Origin of the sequence: Microvirga calopogonii (assembly GCF_003347665.1) — a bacterium.
Classification (GTDB): domain Bacteria; phylum Pseudomonadota; class Alphaproteobacteria; order Rhizobiales; family Beijerinckiaceae; genus Microvirga; species Microvirga calopogonii.
Map to the genome: position 1 here is coordinate 1 of NZ_QDGA01000055.1, position 23,065 is coordinate 23,065.

21 protein-coding genes are annotated in these 23,065 nt (G+C 63.4%); 3 read left to right on the top strand and 18 right to left on the bottom strand.

Going from position 1 to position 23,065, the window contains the following annotated elements:
* Nucleotides 1–370 precede the first annotated feature (370 nt).
* On the top strand, nt 371–1,471 hold the full coding sequence (locus DDF70_RS25250; protein WP_114947530.1) for a Gfo/Idh/MocA family protein: 1,101 nt from the start codon (nt 371–373) through the stop codon (nt 1,469–1,471).
* A gap of 90 nt (nt 1,472–1,561) precedes the next feature.
* Here the strand turns inward: DDF70_RS25250 and DDF70_RS25255 are convergent, their stop codons facing one another.
* The 6 genes from DDF70_RS25255 to DDF70_RS25280 all read right to left on the bottom strand — a co-directional run bounded on the left by DDF70_RS25255 (nt 1,562) and on the right by DDF70_RS25280 (nt 7,565).
* On the bottom strand, nt 1,562–2,365 hold the full coding sequence (locus tag DDF70_RS25255) for an NAD-dependent epimerase/dehydratase family protein (RefSeq protein ID WP_114947531.1): 804 nt from the start codon (nt 2,363–2,365) through the stop codon (nt 1,562–1,564).
* 116 nt (nt 2,366–2,481) lie between these two features.
* Nucleotides 2,482–3,360, bottom strand: coding sequence for an SMP-30/gluconolactonase/LRE family protein (locus DDF70_RS25260; RefSeq protein ID WP_114947532.1), 879 nt, complete (start codon nt 3,358–3,360; stop codon nt 2,482–2,484).
* Nucleotides 3,360–4,391: a Gfo/Idh/MocA family protein gene (locus DDF70_RS25265; protein ID WP_114947533.1), complete on the bottom strand. Its 1,032-nt coding sequence runs from the start codon at nt 4,389–4,391 to the stop codon at nt 3,360–3,362. Before DDF70_RS25265 ends, DDF70_RS25260 begins: the two co-directional genes overlap by 1 nt.
* Before the next feature lie 11 nt (nt 4,392–4,402).
* Entirely contained in the window at nt 4,403–5,263 is an 861-nt protein-coding gene (locus DDF70_RS25270) for a carbohydrate ABC transporter permease (protein WP_114947534.1), read from the bottom strand.
* Nucleotides 5,256–6,197 (bottom strand): carbohydrate ABC transporter permease, encoded by a 942-nt coding sequence (locus DDF70_RS25275; RefSeq protein WP_245435641.1) that lies wholly within the window; start codon nt 6,195–6,197, stop codon nt 5,256–5,258. The genes DDF70_RS25270 and DDF70_RS25275 overlap by 8 nt, the downstream gene beginning before the upstream one ends.
* An 87-nt stretch (nt 6,198–6,284) precedes the next feature.
* Nucleotides 6,285–7,565, bottom strand: a complete 1,281-nt coding sequence (locus tag DDF70_RS25280; protein ID WP_114947535.1) for an ABC transporter substrate-binding protein — start codon at nt 7,563–7,565, stop codon at nt 6,285–6,287.
* Nucleotides 7,566–7,930: 365 nt separating this feature from the next.
* Here DDF70_RS25280 and DDF70_RS25285 point away from each other — a divergent pair, with 365 nt between their 5' ends.
* Complete coding sequence (locus tag DDF70_RS25285; RefSeq protein WP_114947536.1) at nt 7,931–9,181, top strand: Gfo/Idh/MocA family protein; 1,251 nt, start codon at nt 7,931–7,933, stop codon at nt 9,179–9,181.
* 80 nt (nt 9,182–9,261) lie between these two features.
* Complete coding sequence (locus tag DDF70_RS25290; protein ID WP_114947537.1) at nt 9,262–10,374, top strand: Ldh family oxidoreductase; 1,113 nt, start codon at nt 9,262–9,264, stop codon at nt 10,372–10,374.
* 210 nt (nt 10,375–10,584) lie between these two features.
* On the opposite strand, the gene DDF70_RS25295 is transcribed toward DDF70_RS25290, so the two are convergent.
* From DDF70_RS25295 to DDF70_RS36920, 12 genes are all read right to left on the bottom strand, one after another.
* Nucleotides 10,585–11,451 carry a sugar phosphate isomerase/epimerase family protein gene (locus tag DDF70_RS25295; RefSeq protein ID WP_114947538.1) on the bottom strand — a complete coding sequence of 289 codons (867 nt, stop codon included), beginning with the start codon at nt 11,449–11,451 and terminating at the stop codon, nt 10,585–10,587.
* 3 nt (nt 11,452–11,454) lie between these two features.
* The gene (locus tag DDF70_RS25300) at nt 11,455–12,645 is read right to left on the bottom strand and encodes a dihydrodipicolinate synthase family protein (protein WP_114947539.1); all 1,191 of its coding nucleotides are present in this window, start codon (nt 12,643–12,645) and stop codon (nt 11,455–11,457) included.
* Nucleotides 12,632–13,819, bottom strand: coding sequence for a Gfo/Idh/MocA family protein (locus DDF70_RS25305; protein ID WP_114947540.1), 1,188 nt, complete (start codon nt 13,817–13,819; stop codon nt 12,632–12,634). Before DDF70_RS25305 ends, DDF70_RS25300 begins: the two co-directional genes overlap by 14 nt.
* Nucleotides 13,820–13,834: 15 nt before the next feature.
* Entirely contained in the window at nt 13,835–15,220 is a 1,386-nt protein-coding gene (locus DDF70_RS25310) for an enolase (protein WP_114947541.1), read from the bottom strand.
* Nucleotides 15,221–15,224: 4 nt separating this feature from the next.
* Nucleotides 15,225–16,049, bottom strand: coding sequence for an ABC transporter ATP-binding protein (locus DDF70_RS25315; protein WP_114947542.1), 825 nt, complete (start codon nt 16,047–16,049; stop codon nt 15,225–15,227).
* Between the two features lie 17 nt (nt 16,050–16,066).
* Complete coding sequence (locus tag DDF70_RS25320; protein ID WP_170316120.1) at nt 16,067–17,074, bottom strand: ABC transporter substrate-binding protein; 1,008 nt, start codon at nt 17,072–17,074, stop codon at nt 16,067–16,069.
* A 38-nt stretch (nt 17,075–17,112) separates the two neighbouring features.
* Nucleotides 17,113–17,919, bottom strand: a complete 807-nt coding sequence (locus tag DDF70_RS25325) for an ABC transporter permease (RefSeq protein WP_114947543.1) — start codon at nt 17,917–17,919, stop codon at nt 17,113–17,115.
* A 223-nt stretch (nt 17,920–18,142) separates the two neighbouring features.
* Nucleotides 18,143–18,784, bottom strand: coding sequence for a TetR family transcriptional regulator (locus DDF70_RS25330; RefSeq protein WP_114947544.1), 642 nt, complete (start codon nt 18,782–18,784; stop codon nt 18,143–18,145).
* 402 nt (nt 18,785–19,186) lie between these two features.
* Nucleotides 19,187–20,644 (bottom strand): FAD-binding oxidoreductase, encoded by a 1,458-nt coding sequence (locus tag DDF70_RS25335; protein ID WP_114947545.1) that lies wholly within the window; start codon nt 20,642–20,644, stop codon nt 19,187–19,189.
* 63 nt (nt 20,645–20,707) lie between these two features.
* On the bottom strand, nt 20,708–21,646 hold the full coding sequence (locus DDF70_RS25340) for a dihydrodipicolinate synthase family protein (protein ID WP_114947546.1): 939 nt from the start codon (nt 21,644–21,646) through the stop codon (nt 20,708–20,710).
* A gap of 77 nt (nt 21,647–21,723) precedes the next feature.
* The gene (locus tag DDF70_RS25345; protein ID WP_114947547.1) at nt 21,724–22,704 is read right to left on the bottom strand and encodes a Bug family tripartite tricarboxylate transporter substrate binding protein; all 981 of its coding nucleotides are present in this window, start codon (nt 22,702–22,704) and stop codon (nt 21,724–21,726) included.
* Between the two features lie 22 nt (nt 22,705–22,726).
* On the bottom strand, nt 22,727–23,035 hold the full coding sequence (locus tag DDF70_RS36920; protein ID WP_162820652.1) for a hypothetical protein: 309 nt from the start codon (nt 23,033–23,035) through the stop codon (nt 22,727–22,729).
* Between the last annotated feature and the right edge of the window lie 30 nt (nt 23,036–23,065).

A 23,065-nucleotide genomic window follows, 5' to 3' on the forward strand; every position in this document is an offset into this window, starting at 1 on the left:
CGCCGTGAATGACCGGTACCGTGCCGAAATTCTTGCGGATGTTGCGGATCTCTACTGAGGCCACGGGGCTTCCTCCAAAACTTTGCGCGTTCGCGGCACTCTCAGGGTGCCCTGCAGAACCTTGATGCGGCTACGCTAGCGTATGCGTTTTTACAGCTTGATCAAGTTAAGCACATATCATGTTGCACGACAAATCTTGACATGCAAGCCGGACTGACGTTGCATCGCAAAGATTACGGTTCCTGAAGCTCAGCCACATGAGTCGCTGTCGGCCGGTCGCAGATTGGTCTGCCATCGCGCACAGGAGCCGTTCTGCATCGTCAAGCTCCGAATAGCCTGCATGGTTCGGAGCCAAGGGAGAAGAGCGCTAATGATCAAGAACGTTGCGGTCATCGGCTGCGGAATTGGCCGCACCCACATTGTTTCCTATGCGGCTCATCCGGACAAGTTCCGCGTGGTCGCCATCTGTGACCTCAGCGACGAGCGTCTGGCGAGCATCGGCGACGAGTTCGGCATCGAGCGGCGGACGAAGGACTTCGGCGAGATTCTCCGAATGGAGGACGTGGACATCGTCGATGTCTGCACGCCCCCGGCAGTCCATCTCGAACAGATCCTGGCGGCGCTCGCAGCCGGCAAGAACGTAGTCTGCGAGAAGCCGCTCGTCGGCTCCGTGGCGGATGTGGACAAGGTGATCGCGGCCGAAAAGCAGTCCAAGGGCCGGGTGCTGCCGATCTTTCAGTATCGCTACGGCAACGGCATTATGAAGGCCAAGCACCTGATCGACCAGGGCATCGCGGGCAAGCCTTATCTCGCCTCCGTCGAAGTGTTCTGGAAGCGCACGGCGAAGTATTACGACAACCCCTGGCGCGGGCGCTGGGAAACCGAGCTCGGCGGCGTTCTCGTCACCCATGCGATTCACCTGCACGATCTTCTCACCTTCGTCATGGGGCCGGTGAAATCCGTGTTCGCCCGCGCGGCGACCCGCGTGAACGACATCGAGGTGGAGGATTGCGTCGTCGGCAGCCTGGAGCTGCAGAACGGCGCCCTGGCGTCCACGGCGGCGACGCTGGGCTCGCAGGACGAGATCAGCCGCCTGCGCTTCTGCTTCGAGAACGTGACGTTCGAGAGCTGCCAGAAACCCTACGCTCCGGGCGACGACCCGTGGAAGATCATCCCCGCGTCTCCCGAGGTGCAGGCGAAGATCGATCAGGCCTTCGAGGGGTGGAATTTCGTTCCGACCCGCTTCGAAGGATTGTTCGCCCCCTATCACGAGGCGCTCGTCACGGGCGGGGAGCTTCCCATCACCCTGGCCGACGCGCGCCGCTCGCTGGAACTGCTGACGGCATTCTATCAATCCATCGAGACCGAGCGTCCGCAGCCCGTGAAGGTCGGGCCGGATCATCCGCGCTACACGAACTGGAGCCTCGCGAACAAGGGCGCCGACATCCTGCGCTACGCGGCCCGTGCGTAATTCCCGCTCGCATGAAAAACCGGAGCGCTCACGTGGCGCTCCGGTTTTTCTTTGTTCAGCCCCTGAAACCTGCTTGTCGCCCGTGCAGTCTCAACCCAGCCATTCCCTGCGGCTCGAGAATTCCTCCGGCACGAAGTTTCCGCCCTGATAGAGGCGGGCAAGCTCTGTCTTGAGCTCGATGCCCTCGACCTCCGCGGCATAAATCTCCGCATTGTCCCGCGGCTCGTAGCCGAGACGATAGGCGGCGGAGTTGTCCCACCAGGAGCGGGTGTTTCGCGAAACACCATAGACGATCTCGTGGACGTAATCGGCGGTCAGGCCCACCTGGACCAGGCGCACGAAATCGTCATGCGACAACCACGTGGACAGGGCGCGTCGGTTGTCCGGCTTCGGCAGGCACGAGCCGATCCTCAGGCAGAAGCTGCGGACACCGTGCTTGTAGGCATAAAGCGCCGCCACATCCTCTCCGAAGGCTTTCGTCAGGCCGTAGCGTGAGTCGGGACGGGGCGGGCTTTCGCCGGACAGCGTCCTGTCGTTCGGATACATGCCGGTGGCGTGGTTGCTGCTGGCGAAGATCACGCGGTCGACGCCCGCGTGCCGCGCGCCCTCATAGAGATTGATGGTGCCGGCGATATTGGTCCGCAGCATCTCCGGCCAACCGGTCTCATAGGGAATGCCCCCGAGATGAATGACGGCATCGACACCTTCGCACAGCAGCTGAACGGCGGCCGCGTCGGCAAGATCGCAGGGAACGATCTGCTCGCCGTCCCGGGCGTCCTCCATGGGAACGATGTCGGACAGCCGCAGCAACTCGCATTGTCCGGCGAGGGACCCGCGCAGGATCGTTCCGAGACGGCCGGCGGCTCCGGTGATCAGGATGCGTTTGGAGGTCATGGCTGGTTCACGGTTCCGATGATCGAGGAAATATTTATAGGATATATGATGACTTTCCGGAGTGGAGAGGTCTCTGTCCCGAGAAGATCCTCACCCTTGTCGACGAAACCTGCCCGTCAGGTGTCCGCCCACCGTTCGATCCGGGCTCCGGCGACGGGAGATGACGCGATGAACAGGCTGCCGGATTGCGGTGCCGCGGCCAGAACATCGGGATCGTCCGGCTTGAGGGACGTGATCACGAGCGTCTTCAGGTCGTCGCCGCAGAAGCACGGCATGGTGGGCGCGGGCACGGGAACCGGATGGCTCTCCACGATCTCTCCCGCGGGCGAGAAGCGGTTCAGCCGTCCGGCGGACACCCCGGAACTCCAGTAGAACCCTTCGGCGTCACAGGCGCCGCCATCCGGCCGCCCCCTGGCCTCGTCGAGCGTGGCGAAGCGCACCCGGTTCGCGAGACGGCCCGAGGTGACGTCGAAATCGTAGCGATCGATCCAGGGACCGCGCGAATCTGAGTGGAACATGGTGCGGCCATCGGCCGACCAGGCGAGCCCGTTCGACACGAGGCAGACATGTTCGAGCACGCGGGTGACGTGGCCCCGCCCGTCGACCCGATAGAGCGAACCATGCGGCTCCTTCTGCGGGCGGTCGTCCATCGACCCGACCCAGAACGCACCGTCGGGTCCGACCTTGCCGTCGTTCAGCCGATGCCAGGAGGGTTCGCCTGGAACCTCTGCAATGATGTCGAGGCTCTCGGCTTCCGGGTCGAAGACGGCGATCGCACGCTCGAGCGCTACCACCAGCCGACCGCTGGCCCCGAGACCGATGGAGCCGACGACCTTCGGCATCGCCCAGGTGCGATGCTCCGTACCGTCGAGACGGATGGCATGGATAGCCGGGGCCTTGATGTCGATGAAGAACAGGACCTTGCGGCGATCGTCCCAGACGGGACTCTCGCCGATTCCGCAGCGCACATCCTTGAGCAGGCGGAAGTCGAGCATTACCGGGGCCCCTGCCCGGCGGGCGCCGCTTCCGCGAGTGCCTGCGCCTTGAGGGTCAGCTCCATGGCCTTGAAGCAGTGCTCCTGCCCCATGGCCGTTTCCGTGCGGTCCCGCACGTCGTTGAGAAGATCGCGCCCGTAAGGCAGATCCTCGTTGGAGCAGTCCAGATGGCGCGTGCCGGTCCTGTCCACGAGGAAGAGGTGATCCTTGCCCTCGCGCCCGGCGATATCGATGTACTTGCGCATCTCGATGTATCCGTCGGTGCCGACGACCATGACGCGCCCGTCGCCCCAGATCGGCAGCCCGTCCGGCGTGAACCAGTCCACGCGGATATAGCCGGTCGCGTCCGCGGACCTGAGCGTCATCTCGCCGAAATCCTGGAGGCCCGGCGTCTGAGGATTGTTGCGGTTGGCCACCATCGCATGGGTGACCTCCGCATCCTTGGCGCCCGTGTAGTACAGGAACTGCTCGCATTGATGGGACGCGATGTCGGTCAGGATGCCCCCATAGGCCTCCCGTTCGAAGAACCAGGCCGGGCGGATGGGCGCGTTGAGGCGGTGCGGGCCGAGGCCCAGCGTGTTCACCACCTTGCCGATCGCGCCGTCGCGGATCAGCTCGCCGGCCTTGTTGGTGACGCGGCTGTTGAAGTGCTCGGAGTAGAAGATCGAGTAGATGCGCCCGGTCTCCTGCTGGACCCGGCGGACCTCGGCCAGTTCCTCGAGCGTGACCATGCCCGGCTTGTCGACCATGTAGTCCTTGCCGTGGCGCATGACCTCGATGCCGATCCGCGCGCGGTCCCTGGGGATCGCGGCGCTCAGGACGATGGCGATGCCTTCGTCCTCCAGGATGCGGCGCGCGTCGTGCACGCGCTCCGCCTGCGGGTAGCGCTCGGAGAAGGGAGCCGCGAGATCGTCCTCCGGGGCGAAGAAGGACACGAACGTGGCCCCGGCGCCGAGAAGGGCATCAACCTGGCCGAAGATGTGGTTGTGGTTGATGCCGATCACGGCGAAGCGAATACCGGATGATGACATTCGCTCGCTCCTTAGCCCTTGAGACCGGTGGTGGCGATGCCTTCGATCAGCAGGCGCTGGAAGACTCCGAAGAACAGCAGGACCGGGATCAGGGCGACCACCGACATGGCGAAGAGAGCGCTCCAGTCGGACTTGCCCGTCGAGTCCACAAAGGTGCGCAGGCCGAGCTGCACCGTGTACTGGCTCGCGTCGTTCAGATAGATGAGCGGGCCGAAGAAGTCGTCCCAGGTCCAGATGAAGGTGAAGATCGCCGCAGTGGCCAGCGCCGGCACGGACAGGGGCAGCATGACGCTCCAGAAGATGCGCCAGGGCCCGGCTCCATCGATGATCGCCGCCTCGTCGAGCTCACGCGGAATGCCCCGGAAGAACTGGTAGAGCAGGAAGATGAAAAAGGCGTCGGCCGCCAGGAACTTGGGCACCACCAGCGGCAGGAAGGTGTTCACCCAGTCGAGGTTCAGGAACAGCACGTATTGCGGGATGAGGGTCACGTGATACGGCAGCATCAGCGTGCCGAGCATGAGCGCGAACCAGAAGTTCTTCAGCGGGAACTTCAGGCGCGCGAAGGCATAGGCGGCCAGCGAGCAGGAGAACACGTTGCCGATCACGCTGAGGACCGAGATCACCAGCGAGTTCCAGAAGAAGGTTCCGAAGCTCACGGTCAGGCCGGTCCAACCGCGGATATACGCATCGATGGTGAAGTTGTCCGGCCAGAGCGAGGCGTTGCCGAAGATCTCGTTGTCGGGCTTGAAGCTGCTCGCGAGCATCCAGAGCAGCGGATAGAGCATGACGAGCGAAACGGCGCACAGGATCACATGGTACAGAAGCGAGCGGGCGCCGCCGACATTCTGCGTCGAAGCTGCAGCATCAGTCATTGTAATGGACCCAGTAGCGAGAGGTGAGGAACGAGAAGGCGGTGAAGCAGGCGATGATGATCAGCAGGATCCATGCCAGTGCCGACGCATATCCCATGCGGAAATAGGCGAAGCCTTCCTGATACAGGTACAGGGTATAGAAGAGGGTCGAGTCGATCGGGCCGCCGGTGCCCTCGCTGATGATGAAGGCCGGCGTGAAGGCCTTGAAGGCATCGATGGTCTGCACGATGCCGTTGAAGAACACCACGGGGGTGAGCAGCGGCAAGGTGATCTTGAAGAACTGCTGCACCTTGTTGGCGCCGTCGATGTTCGCGGCCTCGTACACGTCCGGCGGGATCTGCCGCAGGCCGGCGAGGAAGATGATCATCGGCGAGCCGAACTGCCAGACGCTGAGCAGCACCAGCGTGTAGAGGGAGTAGTTCGGATCGGAGATCCAGCTCGGGCCCTGGACGCCGAAGAAGCCCAGCGCCACGTTGGCGAGGCCGTCCTTGGCGAAGAGCTGGCGCCAGAGCACCGCGATGGCGACGCTCGCGCCGAGCAGCGAGGGCAAATAGAACAGAGCGCGGTAGAGGGGCAGACCGGCGATGCCGCGGTTGAGCACCATCGCGAGGCCGAGCGCGAAGGCGAGCTTCAGCGGAACCGCCATGATGACGTAGGTGAACGTCACCTGCATGGAATGCCAGAACTTCACGTCGTTGGTGACGATGCGCTGGTAATTGGCCAATCCGATGAACTGCGGATCCTGCAGCAGGTCGAAATTGGTGAAGGACAGATACAGGGATGCGAGCGTCGGGCCGAGGGTCAGCCCGAGAAAGCCGATGAGCCAGGGGGCGAGAAAGGAATAGGACACGAGCGTCCGGGACAAGGCCCCGCGGCGCTTGCTGCGCTTCTCCGGCTCGATGATCGTCAATGGGATTTGAGCAGTTGTTGTCATGCGGAATGGCTCACAGCAATGTCATGATAGACGGACAGGCCGACCCGGTTCGGCTGGGTCGGCCTGGTGAGTCAGAAGGCGGTCGCGTCAGGCGCGGCTCAGAATGGCCTGGGCTTCGCTGACGTACTGCTTGCCGCCGTCGGCCGGAGACAGGCGCCCGAAGCCGACCTGCTCGGCGATCCGGCGCTGCATCGTCTGGATCTCACCGGCGCCTTTCGGCGGAGCGGGCGGGATCGGCCCGACCTTGGGCGTGACGTGAGCGATGAAGTTCACCACGAGCTTACCCATATCGTCGAGTTCCGCCGAGACCGCGTCGCGGATCTTGGGCGAGGCGGGCACGCCGCGTTCCACGCCGAGGACCTTCGCGCCGTCCACATCCTCCACGGTGAAGTTGGCGAACTTCACCGCCTGTTCGGCCACCTTCGAGCGGGCGTAGATGCTCCACATCATCGAGGGCTTGAGGTAATGGCCGGGGTTCGGGCCTGCGCCCTGCGGATACATGGTGACGCCGAGCGGGTTCTTGTTGAGAACTTGATAGCCGACATACTGGTTCGAGTGGTTGAACGCGCAGGCGGCGCGGCCCTGGGTCAGCAGGTTCGTCTCGATGTTGTTCTTGTCAAGCGCCTGCAGGTCGGCCGGAGGGCAGGCTTTAGCCTCTCGCGCCTTGGCCCACATGGCGAACCAGTCGGTTGCGTCCTGCTCGGTCAGGCCGAGCTTGCCGTCTTCCGTGTAGAGCGCCTTGCCGCGCTGGCGCAGCCAGTTCTCGAACGCGGTCTCTTCGGAGCTTCCGTCCGATGTTCCGAAATATTCGCCGTTATGCGCCTTCGTCACTGCGGCAGCGAGCTCGAAGAACTTGTCCCAGTTCACGTCGATCGGCTCGGGCACGCCGGCCTTCTGGAACGCGGCCTTGTTGTAGATCAGGGCGTTCGAGTTGTTGCCGATATTGATGCCGTAGAGCTTGCCGTCGACCTTGCAGCTGTCGAGGGAGGCTTTGTCGAAATCGCTGATGGTGAGCGACTTGCCCATGAACTCGTCGAGCGGCAGCAGGGCGCCGCGGCGGGCATATTCCGCGACATACCGGTAATCCATCTGGATCAGGTCCGGAGCGTTGCGGCCGGCTGCCTGGGTGGCGAGACGGGGCCAGTAATCGCCCCAGGCCAGGGTCTCGCCATCGATCTTCACGCTCGGGTTCCGCTCCTGGTAGAGCGCGACAGCCTTCAGCGTGCGGTCGGCGCGCTCCTTGGAGCCCCACCAGTACAGGCGAACGCGCGCGTCCTGCGCGAAGGCCGGAAGGCTTCCCAGAGCACTGATTCCGGCAGACCCAAGGGCCGCCTTCAACAGAGTCCTACGGTTAAGATCATGAGTCATGTGGCGTATCTCCCTCTTGAGCGCCGCTTGGACGGCGGCCCGGACTTGCTGCCTTTCACTTGGCGACAATCCTTTTTTTTGGCTTGCGTCGCGCCGAGGCTTCGGTCCCTCCGCCTCATACGCTACGCGAGCGCTTTTCTTTTGTCGCTATCCGACATGAAGCTAAAATTTAGAATGGTTGTATGTCAACCAGTTGTATGATGTAATTTGCCGATCTAAGCTCCTTTACCGAAGCTTCCCTAGAGATAACCGGATAGAGAACGAGCCTCTCTCCTGGTTTCCCATCGACTGAAGCTCATATTTGTATGACAAATCAAGCGCTCAGGAACCCTTAAAAGAGCGTAGCAGCAGGAGAACCCAAGAGTATGGACCGCGCCAACAGGAAACGCATTGCCCTCATCGGCACCGGCCATCGCGGCACGAGCATGTGGGGAATCAACGTCGTCAAAGGTTACGGCGATTTCGTCGAGATCGTCGCGCTCTGCGACATCAACCAGCTTCGCGCCGAGCGCGCCCGGGGCTTTTTGGGAATCGATGCCCCCATCTATGCCGATGCCCAGGAGATGATCGACACCGTCAAGCCGGACACGGTGATCATCTGCACGCGGGACTCGAATCACGACGAGATGATCGTGCGGGCGCTCGAAGCCGGCGTGAACGTCATCACCGAGAAGCCGATGACCACGACGGCCGAGAAGGTGCGTCGCATCCTCGATGCCGAGAAGCGCACGGGCAAGCGCGTCGACGTGACCTTCAACTACCGCTACGCCCCGACCGTCCGGAAGATCAAGGAACTCCTGAATTCGGGCGTGATCGGCGACCTCACCTCCATCGATTTTCACTGGTTCCTCGACAACAAGCACGGGGCCGACTACTTCCGCCGCTGGCACGCGGTCGAGGAGAATTCCGGCAGCCTGTTCGTGCACAAGAGCACGCACCATTTCGACCTGATGAACTGGTACCTGGATGACGACCCGGAGGACGTGTTCGCCTTCGCCAGCCTGCGCAAATACGGCAGGGCCGGTCCTTTCCGCGGCGAGCGCTGCAAGACCTGCCCGCATGCCAGCTACTGCGACTACTACATGGACATCAGCCAGGATCCCTGGCTCGAGGCTCTCTACGAGGATCCCTCGCGCGAGGACGGCTACGTGCGCGACGCCTGCGTGTTCCGCGAAGAGATCAACATCCCCGACACCATGTCGGCCATGATCCGCTACCGGAAGGGCGTGCAGGTCACCTATTCGGTGAACACCTACATGCCGATCGAGGGCCATTTCATCGCCTTCGACGGCACCAAGGGCCGCATCCAGATGCGCCAGTTCGAGCGCCAGCCCTGGGAAACGCCGGAACACGACGAGATCCTTCTCGTGCGGAACTTCGGCGGCGCGGAGACCATCAAGGTCCCCCATGAGCCGGGCGGACATTTCGGCGGCGACCCGAAGCTGCAGGACATGCTCTTCAAGCCGGACACGCCGGATCCGCTGAACCAGCGCGCCGGTTCGCGCGCCGGCGCCATGTCGGTCCTGTGCGGCATCGCGGCGCTTCAGAGCGCGAAGACGGGCCAGATGGTCAGCGTCTCGAAGCTGCTCGATCCGGCGCAGGCCATCGCGGCCTGATCCCCATGGAGGTGGCGCGAGCCACCTCCTCACCGGCTCCCGACGGGGAGCCCCGACCACAACACGCGAAAGAAGACGCAATGGTCGCGAGCGAGAATTTCTCGGCGGATGTAGTTCGCGCCCAGATCGAGGCGGTCCTGCGGGCCTGGGGCATGAGCGAGGACAAGCTGCGCCTGACGGCCGAGATCATGGTCGAGACGGATCTGCGCGGCATCGACTCGCATGGCATCTCGATGCTCACGCAATATGCCCAGATGCAGACGGCCGGGCAGCTGCGCCTACAGGCCGAACCCAGGATCATCCGGCAGAGTGCGAGCACGGCCCTGATCGACGGCGGAGCAGGCCTCGGCCATCCTGCCGCGCTGATGGGCATGAACCTCGCCGTCGAGAAGGCTCTGGCGCACGATGTCGGGATCGTCTCGGTCTTCAATTCCCACCACTTCGGCGCCGCCGGCTATTACGCCACGATGGCTGCGGAGCGTGGTTTGATCGGTGTCGTCTCGTCGACGACCCGCGTCATCTCCGTCGTACCCACGAACGGAGTCGAGCGTGTGCTCGGGACCAATCCGATTGCGGTTGCGGTACCGGCTGGATCCCATCCGAGCATCTGTGTCGACATCTCCACCAGCGTCGTCGCGGCCAACAAGGTCAAGGTCTATGCCCTGCAGGACAAGGATCTTCCAACCGGCTGGGTGATCGACGGTCAGGGCCGGCCCGTTACCGATTCCAATCAGGCCTTCCGCCAGATTTTCGAGGGCCGGGAGGGCGGCCTCACGCCCATCGGCGGCGATGGCAGCGACATGGGCGGACACAAAGGGTATGGGCTCGGCCTGATCGCCCAGATCCTGTCGGGCACGCTCTCCGGCGCGTCCTTCTCTCCGGTCAGGAACCGGACGCAGAAGCCCTCCGACCCCGACAACATCGGCCATTTCTTCATGGCCCTGAACCCGGCGGCCTTCAGGCCATTCGATGAGTTCCAGTCGGATGTCGAGACAATCATCGACACCCTGCACGCGACGAAGCCGATCCGCGAGGACGAGCCGGTTCTGATCCCAGGCGAGCCGGAATGGGCGGCACGTGAAGAGCGTCTCGCCAAGGGCATTCCGATCCCTGAGACGTTGAAACTGAAAGTGCGGGAGATCGCGGAGGCCACAGGCGCTCCCTATCTGCTGCAATCGGCACTGGCCGCGTGATCGGTTTACGGCTCCCGCCCGTGGGCGGGAGCCAATGTTCAAAGACACGATGTCAAAGATCCTAAAGCATCGGACCCAAAAGTGGACTTGCACTTTTGGGATCGAATCCGATGCCTTCTCTTAGACGAGAGCATCGTTCGTACGGAAAACCGGATCCACTTTTCGCTGACGCGGCCCTCTGGGTCCGTACGATGCTCTGATAGCGTCTTTTCAGACGACCGTGCGGTGACGCTCGATGCAGGTGGCGAGCACCTCCTCCATCGGCTTTTTCCACCAGTTGTTTTCCGAAAAGATCTCGACTTCCGAATAGCCGGCGAAGCCGACGGCTTCGACGGCCTCACGGATGCCGCGCAGGTCGATGACGCCGTCGCCCATCATGCCGCGATCGAGCAGCAGGTCCGTGGTGGGCACGAGCCAGTCGCAGACGTGATAGGCGAGCAGCCGGTCCTGACCCGTGCGGCGGATCTGCTCCTTCAGCTCCGGGTCCCACCAGACGTGATAGACGTCGACCGCAAGGCCGAGCATTCCCGTCCGCTCCGGATCGACCCGGTCGCAGATATCGAGGGCCTGGCGCATGGTGTTCACGCAGGCACGATCCGCCGCATACATGGGATGCAGCGGCTCGATGGCGAGAGGAAGGCCTGCCTGCCGGGAATATTCGAGCAGCGTCGCGATGCCGTCCTCCACCATGGCGCGGGCGGCGTCGATGTCCTTCGAGGTGTGAGAGCCAGGCCGCGAATATTGCGGCAGGCCGCCCACCACGAGCACGAGGCAGGGAGCGCCGAGCGCGACCGCCTCGTCCACCGCGCGGCGGTTGTCGTCAGTGGCTTCCTGCAGCCGTGCCGCATCGGCCGGGAACATGCCGCCGCGGCAATAGCCGGAGAGTTCGAGCCCCGCATCCTTCACGGCGGCCACGGCCCGGTTGAGGCCGACATGCGCCACCTGATCGCGCCAGGGCGAGATCGCCTTGATGTCGGCCTGGGCGCAGGCTTCCGTGATGGCGACGAGGTCGCCCTGCTTCCTCACCGTCGCCGTGTTGATCGACAGGGCGCGGTGATCGCCGGAAAAGTCGCGCATGCCTTACGCCTCCACCCCATGCGTGGCGAGGACGAAGCGCATGCGCTCCACCGCGAGATCCGGATCCCGCAGCAGGCCGGCCTTGTCCGCCAGGCGGAAGAGTTCCGCGAAATGCAGGGTCGAGCGCGCGCTCTCCTGTCCACCGACCATGGTGAAGTGGTCCTGATGCCCATTGAGATAGGCCATGAACACCACACCCGTCTTGTAGAACCGCGTCGGAGCCCGGAAGATGTGCCGCGACAGCGGAACCGTCGGCGCGAGCGCCTCGTGGAACGCGTCGAGGTTGCCGGAAGCCAAGCTCACAAGAGCGGACGAGGCTGCCGGCGCGATGGCATCGAAGATGCCGAGCAGCGCGTGAGAATAGCCCTGCTCGTCGCCTGCGATCAGCTCGGCATAGTTGAAGTCGTCGCCCGTATACATCCGCACGCGCTCGTCGAGGCGGCGGCGCATGGCGATCTCCTTGTCCTTATCGAGGAGCGAGATCTTGACGCCATCGACCTTGGACGCGTTGGCGTTGATGATCGCCACGGCCGTGTCCATGGCGGCATCGAGATCGCTCGTGCCCCAATAGCCCGCAAGGGCCGGATCGAACATGTCGCCGAGCCAGTGAATGATCACGGGCTCCTTGGCCTGGCTGAGGATGCGGTCGTAGACCTTGACGTAATCGTCCGGAGACTTGGCGACGCGGGCGAGAGCGCGCGATGCCATGAGAATGATGCGTCCGCCGACCGCTTCGATGGCGGCGAACTGCTCCTCGTAGGCGCGGATCACGTCGTCGATGCTGCGCGCCGCCTCGGGCGCGAGGTGATCTGTGCCGGCACCGGAGAACACGAGGGCATCGCCCCGCGCCTTGGCGGCGCCGACCGAACGGCGGATCAGCTCGAGCGAGGTCGGCCAGTCGAGACCCATGCCGCGCTGCGCGGTGTCCATCGCTTCCGCCACGCCGAGACCGAGATCCCACAGGCGCTCGCGATACGCGATGGTCTTGTCCCAGTCGATGGCGGCCTGCAGCCAGGGATCCGCATCGGCAAGCGGATCGGCGACCACGTGGGCGGCCGAGAACGCGATGCGGTTCATCGGGCCGCTCGCCTTGTCGGGGAAGGATTTCGGCGCGGAGAGCTTATAGGTCTCCAGGCTGCGATCCGCCTGCGGCAGGCGGATCGACAGGGCGCTGATGGTCTCAGGCCGGTTCATGCTGCTTCTCCTTCGCGGCGCCCACGTTCAGCGGCGGCACGTCGACCCAGCGGCGCTCGCGCCAGCTCTCGAGAGCGCATTCGACGAGCTGAACACCCTTGGCGCCTTCCACCAGCGTGTACTTGTAGGGCGCGTCCTCGACCACGTGACGGACGAACATCTCCCACTGGGTCTTGAAGCCGTTGTCGTAGACCGTGTTGTCGGGCACCGGCTGCCAGGTGTCGTAGAAGTCGATGGTCTGCTTCTGGTCCGGGTTCCAGACTGGGCGCGGCGTGGCCTGGCGCGGCTGGATCACGCAATCGGTGAGGCCGGCGACGGCCGAGCCGTGCGTACCGTCCACATGGAACGTGACGAGGTCGTCACGATAGACGCGGGTGCACCAGGACATGTTGATGTGGGCGATCACGCCGCCATCGAGCATGAAGGTGGCGTAAGCCGAATCGTCGGCGGTCGCCTGATAGGTGTTTCCCTTCTCGTCCACGCGCTCGGGGATGTGTGTCGAGCCGATGCAGGAGACCGATCGCACCTCGCCGAAGAGGTTGTCGAGCACGTAGCGCCAGTGGCAGACCATGTCGAGGATCATGCCGCCGCCGTCCTCGGCGCGGTAGTTCCAGGACGGGCGCTGCGCCGGTTGGCCCCAATCGCCCTCGAACACCCAATAGCCGAACTCGCCGCGCACGGAGAGCATGCGGCCGAAGAAGCCCGAATCGCGCAGCATCTTCAGCTTCTGCAGGCCAGGGAGGAACAGCTTGTCCTGAACGGTACCGTTCTTCACGCCCTTCTCGCGGGCGAGACGGACGATCCGCAGGGCCTCCGGCAGGTTCGTGGAGATCGGCTTCTCGCAGTAGATATGCTTGCCGGCATTGATCGCCTGCTCCAGCAGGGTCGGCCGCATCTGGGTCGTCGCCGCGTCGAAGAAGATCTCGTCTTTCGGATCGGCGATGGCGGAATCGAGATCGGTCGTCCAGCGGTCGATGCCGTAGGTCTTGGCGAGTTCCTGGATCTTGTCCGCGTTGCGTCCGACCAGGATGGGATCGAGCTGCACCTTCGATCCGTCCGCGAGCGTCACGCCGCCCTGGGCGCGGATCGCCGCGACGGAGCGGATGAGATGCTGGTTCATGCCCATGCGGCCGGTGATGCCGTGCATCACGATGCCTAATCTGCGCTGTGCCATAATGAATGTCTCCTATCAAAGATGCTGTTGTGAGAGCTGAACAAGGCTGCTCCATTCGGGCTCGGCGCCGCTGGCGAAACCTGGAGCAGACATCAGAGAAGCGGTCGGGAGCGACCCGCGCTCGAAGGCAAGACCGATACGCTCGCCCTGCCTCCGATAAAGATCGGGATGCGCGGCCGCAAAGCGCGCCGCTTCCGCATCCGATGCGGGGCCGAAGCCCTCGACGTAGTGATGTCCGTTACGCTCGGCATGGGTCAGACCGAGCGTCGCGACGAGTGCCGTATCCTGCTGGATCCCAAGCCCGGCCTGGCACGTGAGATCCTCGGCGGAGACGAAGAACTGGCCCGGTCTCGCCTCATTCAAAACCGAGACGCGGACGGCATTCAGGATGGACTTGTAGAACCCCTTGCAGGCTTTCGAGGAGACACCGCGGTAGCCGAGTTCGACCGCGCGCGGGAAGGCATCGTAATCCCCATCCGCCTCGTCGATGATGAACGGAATCTCGCCGCCGAGATCGCCCAGGAATGCGGCGAAGGTGCCTGCCCGGTCGAAGGGCTGCTCGATGTAGAGAAGATGCTCGCGGAAGGCGCGTAACGTGCCGCCGCTCATGGCCTGGATCAGAACCCGAAGGCGCTGCGGATCGTACTGCTCGTTGGCGTCGAGGGTGGCGCGGTAATCGGGAACATGCCGCGACAGGAGATCGTGGATGGCCGCCAAACGCGGGATGTCCGCATCGATATCGCCGCCGATCTTGATCTTGAAGAGCCTTAAATTCGCCAACCGGATCTCGTCTTCGAGACCACCCGCGCCGTCGAGAGAATCCAGGAGCCCCACCGTGTGCCGCAGAAGAACGTCGCCGACCGGTTGAACGCCTGACAGGAAGGACCGGATGCGTCCCTCGTCGAGATCCGGCGTCTGCCGCGCGTCGATGCCGAAGACGTTGTGCCGCAACCCTTCAGGGAAACTGAGCTTCAGCGCCTTGAGGAGCGCATCGGCGACAGCCTTGTCGACGAGTGCGGGTCCGAAAGAGGCGACGAGCCCGGGCAATCCCCGATCGGCGGCCCACGCCTTCTGCGCCGAGAAGCCTCGTACATGGTGGCCGAAGGCCGTGTCCCAGTCCTGAGCCTGAGCGTAGTGTCGGGCGGCCTCCCCGACGCTCGCTTTCAGATCCGCGATCGTGTCCTGCGGGGACTTGGCCGGGTTCTTGTCGAACCATTTCGGCATCATCATCTCGGCCGTGACGCCGGTCGCGGTTCCGGCTCCTTCCACTTCGACGACGACCCTCAGGAAGGCCTGAGGCGCCTCGTCGACGGTCACGAGACCGAACCGGAACGGTCGCGCGAAGCGCATGGGACGTTCGAAGGTCTGGATCTCACGGATGCGGAGCCGGGTGCCTGACATGGTGCTAGTCCAGGTGACCGCGCGCGTAGAAATGGGCGCGGATCTTTTGCGTCAAATCGACGAAGGTCGGGTGTCCCATGATCTCCAGATTGCGCGGACGGGGCAGCGTCACGTCGTAGATCGCCGCGATCGCACCCGGCCGCTCCGACATGACGACCACGCGGTCCGCGAGGAACACCGCTTCCGGAATCGAGTGGGTGATCAGGAGGATTGTCTTGCCGGTCTCGTGATGGATGCGCTGCAATTCAAGGTTCATGCGCTCGCGCGTCATGGCGTCGAGGGCGCCGAAGGGTTCGTCCATCAGCACGATCTTCGGATCGTGCACCAGCGCCCGGCAGATGGCGGCGCGCTGCTGCATGCCGCCCGACAGCTGCCAGGGATACTTGTTCTGAAAGTCCTCGAGCCCCGCCATGGACAGGAGCTTGCGGGCACGGGCGAGATGGCTCTCCCGGTCGAGCTTACGCACTTCCACGGGCAGCATCACGTTGCGCAGAACCGAGCGCCAGGGCAACAGCACCGGGCTCTGGAAGACGATGCCGACGTCGTCCGGCGGCTCCTGGACGGCAACGCCGCCGATCTGAACCTCGCCTTCGGTCGCTGGGATGAGACCGGCCACGAGCTTCAGGAGCGTGGACTTGCCGCAGCCCGAAGGCCCCACCACGGCGACGAATTCGCCGTCGGTGATGTCGAGATTGATCGGCCGCAGGGACGGCACATCGCCGCCGCGGGTGCGATAGGTTTTCGCGAGATTGCGAATCTCGATCATGTTGCGAGGCGCGGACGCCTCGCTCTTAGGCTCGTTCTTCGAGATGACACGAAGATGTGCCATGGCGTGCGCAGACCTGCTCACTGGGTGGCCTTCGGCAGGAAGTCGCGGGTGTAGAACGCCTTGGGATTCTCCTTCGCGGCCGGGTCGAGGCCGCCATATTCGATGAGCAGGTTGACGGTCTCGGCCATGTTCGCATCGGTGACGTTGAACGGGCGCTGGTTCTTCGTCTCCTCTGTGCGGTAAAGCGGGATCGTCAGCTCGAATCCTTCCTGCAACGTATCGGGCTTGCCGGCTTTCGGCAGGGCTTTCAGCACGGCCTGCGTCGCCTCGGCCGGGGCCTTCTCGGCACCCTCGATGGCCTTGGTGGTCGCGCTCATGAAGCGGCGCACGAGATCGGCCTTGTCCTTCAGGGTGTCCTTATGAGCGATGATGCCGGAGGAGACGAGATTGACGCCGTAATCCGCGAACATGATCGGCGTGACGTTCTTGCCCGTCGCGTCCTTGATCTTCATGCTCTGGTCCATGACGTAGCCCAGCAGAACATCGGCCTGGCCGTTGATGACGGCATTGAGCTTCGTCTGCGCATCACCGGACACGATGCGCATCTCGCTTTCCTTGAGGCCTGCCTTCTTGAGGAAGAGCGGCCAGATCTGCGACATGGAATCGCCCGGTGTCGTCGCAACCGTCTTGCCGCGCAGGTCCTCGGCCTTGCGGATGTTCTTTTCGGAGAAGCCCATCACCGACATGGGGTTCTTCTGCAGAAGAACCCCGGGAGACATGACGGGCGCGCCCTTGACGGCCGCGCGGATCATGGTGGGAACGTCCGCATAGGCGAAGTCCACCGTCTTGGCCGCGACCGCCTGCACGGTCACGGCCGAGCCGCGCCCTTCCTGGATTTCGAGGTCGATACCCTCGGCCGCGTAAAGGCCCTTCTCCTTGCCGTAGAAGAACGGCGCGTGCTCGCCGTAGACATACCAGTTGAGCATCAGCACGACTTTGTCCGCAGCCTGCGCCGGCAGAGACACGAACGGCATGAGAGCGGTGGCGGCAAAGAGGGTAGCTTTCAGGAACGTACGTTTCTTCATGGACTTCCTCCGATGTGTATGGGCTCCGCCTTTATGCTTTAGGCGGTTGCTGCAAAATCGTGCCGTTGGCTGGCGTGCCAGGGCACGGTGAAACGTTCGATGAGATCGATGATCCAGAAGAGGATGACGCTGATCATCGCCAGGATGACGAGGGCCGCGAACATGGTCGGCAGTTCGAAATTGCCGATGGACCGCTGCAGCACGAAGCCGATGCCGGAATTGGCGCCGACGAACTCACCGACGACGGCGCCGACGACGGCCAGGGTGACGGAGACCTTCAGGCCGGAAAAGATCGCCGGCAGCGCGTGCGGCAGGTTGACCATGGTGAAGGCTTGCAGGCGCGAGGCCTTCATGGAGCGCACGAGGTCGCGCATCTCGGGATCGAGCGACTTGAAGCCCTGGACGCCGGCGACGACCACGGGGAAGAACCCGAGCAGGAAAGCCGAGATCACCTTGGGCGCCATGCCGAAGCCGAACCACACGACGAAGAGCGGCGCGACCGCGACCTTGGGGATCGACTGGGAGAAGACGAGCAGCGGATAAACGTAGGACTCGACCGTGCGGGAGCCCGCGATGAGCATGGCAATCGGGATGCCGAACAGGGCCGAGAGGATGAAGCCTCCGAGCGTGGCCGTCGTGGTGGGAACAGCCTCCCTGAGCAGCATGCCGCCTTCGTTCCAGAACGCCACCGCCACGTCCTTGGGCGGCGGGATCAGATAGGCCGGGATCGCAAAGATGCGCACCGTAAGATCCCAAAGCACCACCGTCAGGACAAGAAGCCCAAACGGCTTGATCCAGGCGGAATTCAGCAGGTTTTGACTGGCGCGCGCGAGCTTCGACGTCATGCAGCGTCTTCCTCTAGAGCAAGTTGCATTCTGACGGGATCAGAATGCTTGCTCTATTTCTTCGATGGAGCATCGTTCTTCACGAAGAACTGGTTCCCACTTCTTCGCACGATGCTCCAGGGCGTTTCCAAAGGGCATATTTCGGCGGCTTCAGCCGCTCTATGTAACTAGCTGGTTAATTAGATGCCCGGTTGTCGGACATGTCAAGCGCCGTTTGGAAAATTCAGGCGCGCACGCCGGCCAGGACGAAATCGACCACGTGGTCGATGCGCTCCTTCATGGCCGGCGGGGATAGAAGCTCGCGGCCGAAGGCGACCGACAGGGTGTAGACGTTCGACAGGTAGAAGTAGCAGAGCCCGGCGATCGATACGTAAAGCTGGACCGGGTCGATGCCGGACCGGATGATCTTGGCCTTTTCGCCCCGCTTGAGGATGACCCCGATGGTCTCGATGACCGGGGAGTTCATGGTGTGCACCCGGGTGGACTTCTTCAGGTGCGCGGCGCGGTGCTGGTTCTCCGCATTGAGCAGCATCATGAACTCGGGATACTGAACGAAATAATTCCACGTGAAACGCACGAGTTCCTCGAGCGCCTGCAGGGGCGAGAGCTCCTCCAGATGCAGCTCGCGCTCGGCGGCGCGGATGTGGTCGTAGGCCGCTTCGAGGGTTGCGAGAAACAGCGCTTCCTTGCTCCCGTAATAATAATAGAGCATGCGCTTGTTCGTGCGCGCGGCGTCCGCGATCTGGTCCACGCGCGCGCCGCCATAGCCGTGGCCGGCAAACTCGGCCGTCGCTGCATCGAGGATCCGCCGCTTCGTCGCCTCGGCATCTCGAACGGCTTGCTTGCTGGCGACAGGGGCGTTCATGAAGCTCCAGATTCCTGCGGACCGATAGCGGCCGGTCGGCTTTGCAGATCCAACGTTGTTATCTCAACCGGCGCAAAAACGAAACGGTTGAGGCGGAATGTGTGTTCGAGCTTAGAGCATCGAACGCAAAAGTGGGAACCGGTTTTGCGTGTAAAGATGCAGGAAAACAAAAGCTTGGAGCATCGGACGTGAGTTCGAATTTTCGTCCGACGCTTTAGTGTCCGGCGCACTGCTCGGCACTCTCCCTAAGCCCTCATCCTGAGGAGGTCACGTCAGTGACCGTCTAGAAGGATCAGGGCGCTTCCAGTGCACTCTGAACGATCCTTCGAGACGCCTGCTCCGCAGGCTCCTCAGGATGAGGTCAGAGCTTGCTGAGTCGATCTTTTCTGCCGCCCCCTCCCCTCAACCCTTCTTCCCTATAGGCAAGGCAGGCGGCAGATCGGCCCCGAGAGCGATGACTTTCCCGGGATTGAGGATGTTCTGCGGATCGAGCGCCCGCTTCAGCGTCTTCATCAGATCGAGCGCCACCGGATCCTTGTAGCGCGCCAGCTCGTCACGCTTGATGAGACCGATACCGTGCTCGGCTGAAATCGATCCGTTCATGGCGTGGACGATGTCATGGACGATCCGATTGAAGCGCTCCCATTGGGCCAGGAAGACCGCTTTCTCCATGTCGACGGGCTGGGTCAGGTTGAAATGGATGTTGCCGTCGCCGAAATGGCCGAACGCGCAGACGCGCACCCCGGGCAGCGCCTCCTCGCAGACCTTGCTCGCCGTGACGATGAAGTCCGCAACGTCCGAGACGGGCACCGAAACGTCGTGCTTGATCGATCCGCCTTCAAGCCCCTGCACGTCGGAGAGGCTTTCCCGCAGGTGCCAGAGCGCCGCGTTCTGAGCTTCGCTCGTCGCGATGGTCGCATCCTCAATGGTGCCGTTCTCGAAGGCGGCACCCAGTGCCTTCTCCAAAAGCTCGCGCAGGTCGAGATCGGGATCGGGCGACGCGACCTCGATCAACGCATAGGCGGCATGGTCGCCACTCAAGGGGCGGACCGCGCCGGGCGCGTGCCTGAGCACGATATCCAGGGCGAAGCGTGGCATGAACTCGAAAGCCGTCAGCTCATCGCCCATGGTCTGGCGCAGGCCTTCGAACAGATCGAGCGCCGCATGCGGCGACGCGCAGCCGATGAAGGCCACCACGCGTGTCTTCGGTTTCGGGAAAAGCTTCAGCACCGCCGCCGTGATGATGCCGAGGGTTCCTTCCGAGCCGATGAAGAGGTTCTTCAGGTCGTAGCCGGTGTTGTCCTTGCGCAGGCTCTTCAGGCCGTTCCAAATCCGACCGTCGGCGAGGACGACTTCGAGCCCCAGAACCAGCTCGCGGGTATTGCCGTAGCGCAGCACGTTCACGCCGCCGGCATTGGTCGAGATGTTGCCGCCGATCCGGCAGGATCCTTCCGAGGCGAGGGAGAGCGGGAAGATGCAATCGACCGAGCTCGCCGCATCCTGAATGGTCTTCAGGATGCACCCGGCCTCGACCGTCATGGTGGCGTTGAAGGGATTGACCTCGCGGATCTGGTCGAGCCTTGCGAGCGACAGGACGATGCCCTTGTGCGGCACCCCTCCCCCGACGAGCCCGGTATTGCCGCCCTGCGGCACGAGGGCGACATCGGCCTTGGCGCATTCCTGCACCACGAAGGCGACCTCCTCGGTGCTGCCGGGACGGACGACCGCCAGGGCCGTGCCGCGATAGAGCTTCCGCTCCTCGAGGAGATAGCTCTCCATCCCGGCGGGATCGGCGATGACGTGCTTGGCCCCCAGGCGTGCGGAGAGCACGCCCAGGAGATCGGTGTGGGTTTCGGGCATAGAGATCACAGACGCCTTGCATGCTGCCGGCACGGGGCCGGCCGACCGATGATGCCGGTCAGATTACGCAGCAGCGGCCTGCTGTCGAGCGGTCATTTCCGCCGCCAGGAGCGTCTTTGCTGCTTCCCTGATGTCCCCATGGATCGCCGGATCGGCCTCGGTGAGGAGAGGCAGGATCGGGCCCATGTCGGCCACGCCCGACAGGGAGACGGCGGTGTGCAGAACCCGGATCGCGTTGTGGCGCTCGCGGATGGCTTCGAGAGGCAGGAAAACGTCGAGCAGGCGCCGCGCCTCGGCCTCGTCGCCGCGCTTCAGCGCATGGAGGAAGGACATGGACAGATGCGGCGCGATGCAGACGCAACCTGCCGTGAATCCGGCAAGCTTGAAATGCGTGAGATGCGGGAAGGCCGGCGGCTCGCCGAAGCCGCTCACGATCCGCTCTGCGCCGACCGCGTCGATGAGCTCCTGCAGATAGCCATCCTGCGTCAGGTCGGCGCGCGGAACCGCATACTTGATGCCGAAGACGGCGCCCTGCTCCACGAGCTTCGCCATCGCCTTGGCGGGCACGTATTGGTCGGTCTTGATGTAGACGATCAGCGGCACCCCGGAGCGATCCACGAAATCCTGCAGCCCGCGCACCACGCCCTCGGGCGTCTGCGGCGCGATCATCGGCAGCGCCATGGCGACGGGATAGCGGCGGCTCTTGAGGATCGCCGCCTCGTCGACGAGCTTGCCCCAATCGGGTCCGACCGACGGGATCAGCCATGTGTCGTCGGCAACGGATTCCTCCAGGCTGTCGAGCCATTCGGCGAATTTCGACACCGGCCAGTTGTGGACATTGGCGTTGCCGCCATAGAGCAGGGTCGACACGCCGCCGGCTTCGAGATGGCGGATCAGCTTCGCATTGGCCTCACGGTTGATCTCGAAGTCGGCCGTCAGGGCGAATGGCGGAACCGCCAGAACGGAACGGGCGAGGTGAGAGGTTTCGATGGTCGTCAGCATGGATATTGTCTCGCTGTTTTCAGGGGCGGTTCTGCAAGGGCGGGGCGTCGCCCGGCCGCAATTTCAAAGGCGTTTCCTCACTGGCCGATCTGGATGCCGACGGTCTTGACGACCTCGGACCATTTCTGCCGCTCGCTCTGGATGTATTCGGCGAATTGCTTCGGCGTCATCGGTGCCGTCGTCGAGGCCATTTCGGCCGCCTTCTTCTGGATCTCGGGCTTTTCGAGAATGGCCTTCACGTCGGCCGCGAGGGTGTCGACGATGGCCTGCGGCGTGCCGGCCGGCGCCCAAAGCCCGTTCCAGGAGGTCGCATCGAAACCGGTCAGCGTCTCGGCGACGGCCGGGATCTCCGGGGCCTGCTGGCTGCGATCGGGGCTGGTGACGGCAAGCGCCCGCACGGTTCCGCCCTGCGCCTGAGGCCAGGCGATGGTCATGTTGTCGAACGCCAGATCGATATGCCCACCGATCAGGCCGTTGACGATGTCCTGGGACGAACGGAACGGCACATGGGTCATCTTCGCGCCGGTCTTGAGCTGGAACAGCTCGGCCGCGAGGTGCTGCGACGTCCCGGCCCCGGACGACCCGTAGTTCAGCTTGCCGGGATTCTGCTTCGCGTATTCGACGAATTCCGCGAAGGTCTTCACCGGGATCTTGGGGTTCACCACCAGGAGATTGGGAAGCTTGGCCAGAGCCGTGATCGGCACGAAGTCCTTCTCGGCATCATGGGGGAGGTTCTTGTAGAGGAACGGGTTGATGGCGTGCGTGCTCACCGTGCCGACCAGGAGCGTATGGCCGTCGGGCGCGGCCTTGGCGACGGCCGTCGTGCCGATATTGCCGCCCGCGCCGGGGCGGTTCTCGATGATGAAGGGCTTGCCGTACTTGGCATGAAGCTGCTCGGCCACGATGCGGGCGAACAGATCGGTCGTGCCGCCCGGGCCGAACGGCACGATGATCGTAACCTGCTTCTGCGGCCAGTCCGATCCTTGCGCCTGAGCGGAGCCAAATCCAGCTCCTGCGGCGAGGAGCGAAAGGCTGATCGCGGCGAGCCATTTCTTCATGCGTTCTCTCCCTGATTCCATCTTATTGAATTGAGCTTATTGAGTTGAGGCGCTGGAGCTGCGGCATATCTTGTATGGCAACATACAAATTTTGACAAGTGCGATCCGGCAGGGCACACTCGTCTTCCAGCAGCGTCTTTCCACCGTGGGAAGCTGCTGTAATAATGATTTCTTTTGACTTGGGAGATGCCGGCAAGGTAGTGAGACATACGACAAGTTGGCCTGCCGGTTCGGGCACATTCCCATGTGGCCGGCCGAAGCTCCGGAACCCGGCGCGGGCTTGGTGGATCGCTTCCGAAACGATTGGAAGCGGCATCCAGACGTCTTTCATTCTCAGCGCCTTGCAAGAGGCATCAACGGC

Coding starts and splice junctions, on each gene's coding strand:
- DDF70_RS25250 (WP_114947530.1), top strand. CDS start 371: ATGATCAAGAACGTTGCGGTCATCGGCTGCGGAATTGGCCGCACCCAC.
- DDF70_RS25255 (WP_114947531.1), bottom strand. CDS start 2,365: ATGACCTCCAAACGCATCCTGATCACCGGAGCCGCCGGCCGTCTCGGA.
- DDF70_RS25260 (WP_114947532.1), bottom strand. CDS start 3,360: ATGCTCGACTTCCGCCTGCTCAAGGATGTGCGCTGCGGAATCGGCGAG.
- DDF70_RS25265 (WP_114947533.1), bottom strand. CDS start 4,391: ATGTCATCATCCGGTATTCGCTTCGCCGTGATCGGCATCAACCACAAC.
- DDF70_RS25270 (WP_114947534.1), bottom strand. CDS start 5,263: ATGACTGATGCTGCAGCTTCGACGCAGAATGTCGGCGGCGCCCGCTCG.
- DDF70_RS25275 (WP_245435641.1), bottom strand. CDS start 6,197: ATGACAACAACTGCTCAAATCCCATTGACGATCATCGAGCCGGAGAAG.
- DDF70_RS25280 (WP_114947535.1), bottom strand. CDS start 7,565: ATGACTCATGATCTTAACCGTAGGACTCTGTTGAAGGCGGCCCTTGGG.
- DDF70_RS25285 (WP_114947536.1), top strand. CDS start 7,931: ATGGACCGCGCCAACAGGAAACGCATTGCCCTCATCGGCACCGGCCAT.
- DDF70_RS25290 (WP_114947537.1), top strand. CDS start 9,262: ATGGTCGCGAGCGAGAATTTCTCGGCGGATGTAGTTCGCGCCCAGATC.
- DDF70_RS25295 (WP_114947538.1), bottom strand. CDS start 11,451: ATGCGCGACTTTTCCGGCGATCACCGCGCCCTGTCGATCAACACGGCG.
- DDF70_RS25300 (WP_114947539.1), bottom strand. CDS start 12,645: ATGAACCGGCCTGAGACCATCAGCGCCCTGTCGATCCGCCTGCCGCAG.
- DDF70_RS25305 (WP_114947540.1), bottom strand. CDS start 13,819: ATGGCACAGCGCAGATTAGGCATCGTGATGCACGGCATCACCGGCCGC.
- DDF70_RS25310 (WP_114947541.1), bottom strand. CDS start 15,220: ATGTCAGGCACCCGGCTCCGCATCCGTGAGATCCAGACCTTCGAACGT.
- DDF70_RS25315 (WP_114947542.1), bottom strand. CDS start 16,049: ATGGCACATCTTCGTGTCATCTCGAAGAACGAGCCTAAGAGCGAGGCG.
- DDF70_RS25320 (WP_170316120.1), bottom strand. CDS start 17,074: ATGAAGAAACGTACGTTCCTGAAAGCTACCCTCTTTGCCGCCACCGCT.
- DDF70_RS25325 (WP_114947543.1), bottom strand. CDS start 17,919: ATGACGTCGAAGCTCGCGCGCGCCAGTCAAAACCTGCTGAATTCCGCC.
- DDF70_RS25330 (WP_114947544.1), bottom strand. CDS start 18,784: ATGAACGCCCCTGTCGCCAGCAAGCAAGCCGTTCGAGATGCCGAGGCG.
- DDF70_RS25335 (WP_114947545.1), bottom strand. CDS start 20,644: ATGCCCGAAACCCACACCGATCTCCTGGGCGTGCTCTCCGCACGCCTG.
- DDF70_RS25340 (WP_114947546.1), bottom strand. CDS start 21,646: ATGCTGACGACCATCGAAACCTCTCACCTCGCCCGTTCCGTTCTGGCG.
- DDF70_RS25345 (WP_114947547.1), bottom strand. CDS start 22,704: ATGAAGAAATGGCTCGCCGCGATCAGCCTTTCGCTCCTCGCCGCAGGA.
- DDF70_RS36920 (WP_162820652.1), bottom strand. CDS start 23,035: ATGAAAGACGTCTGGATGCCGCTTCCAATCGTTTCGGAAGCGATCCAC.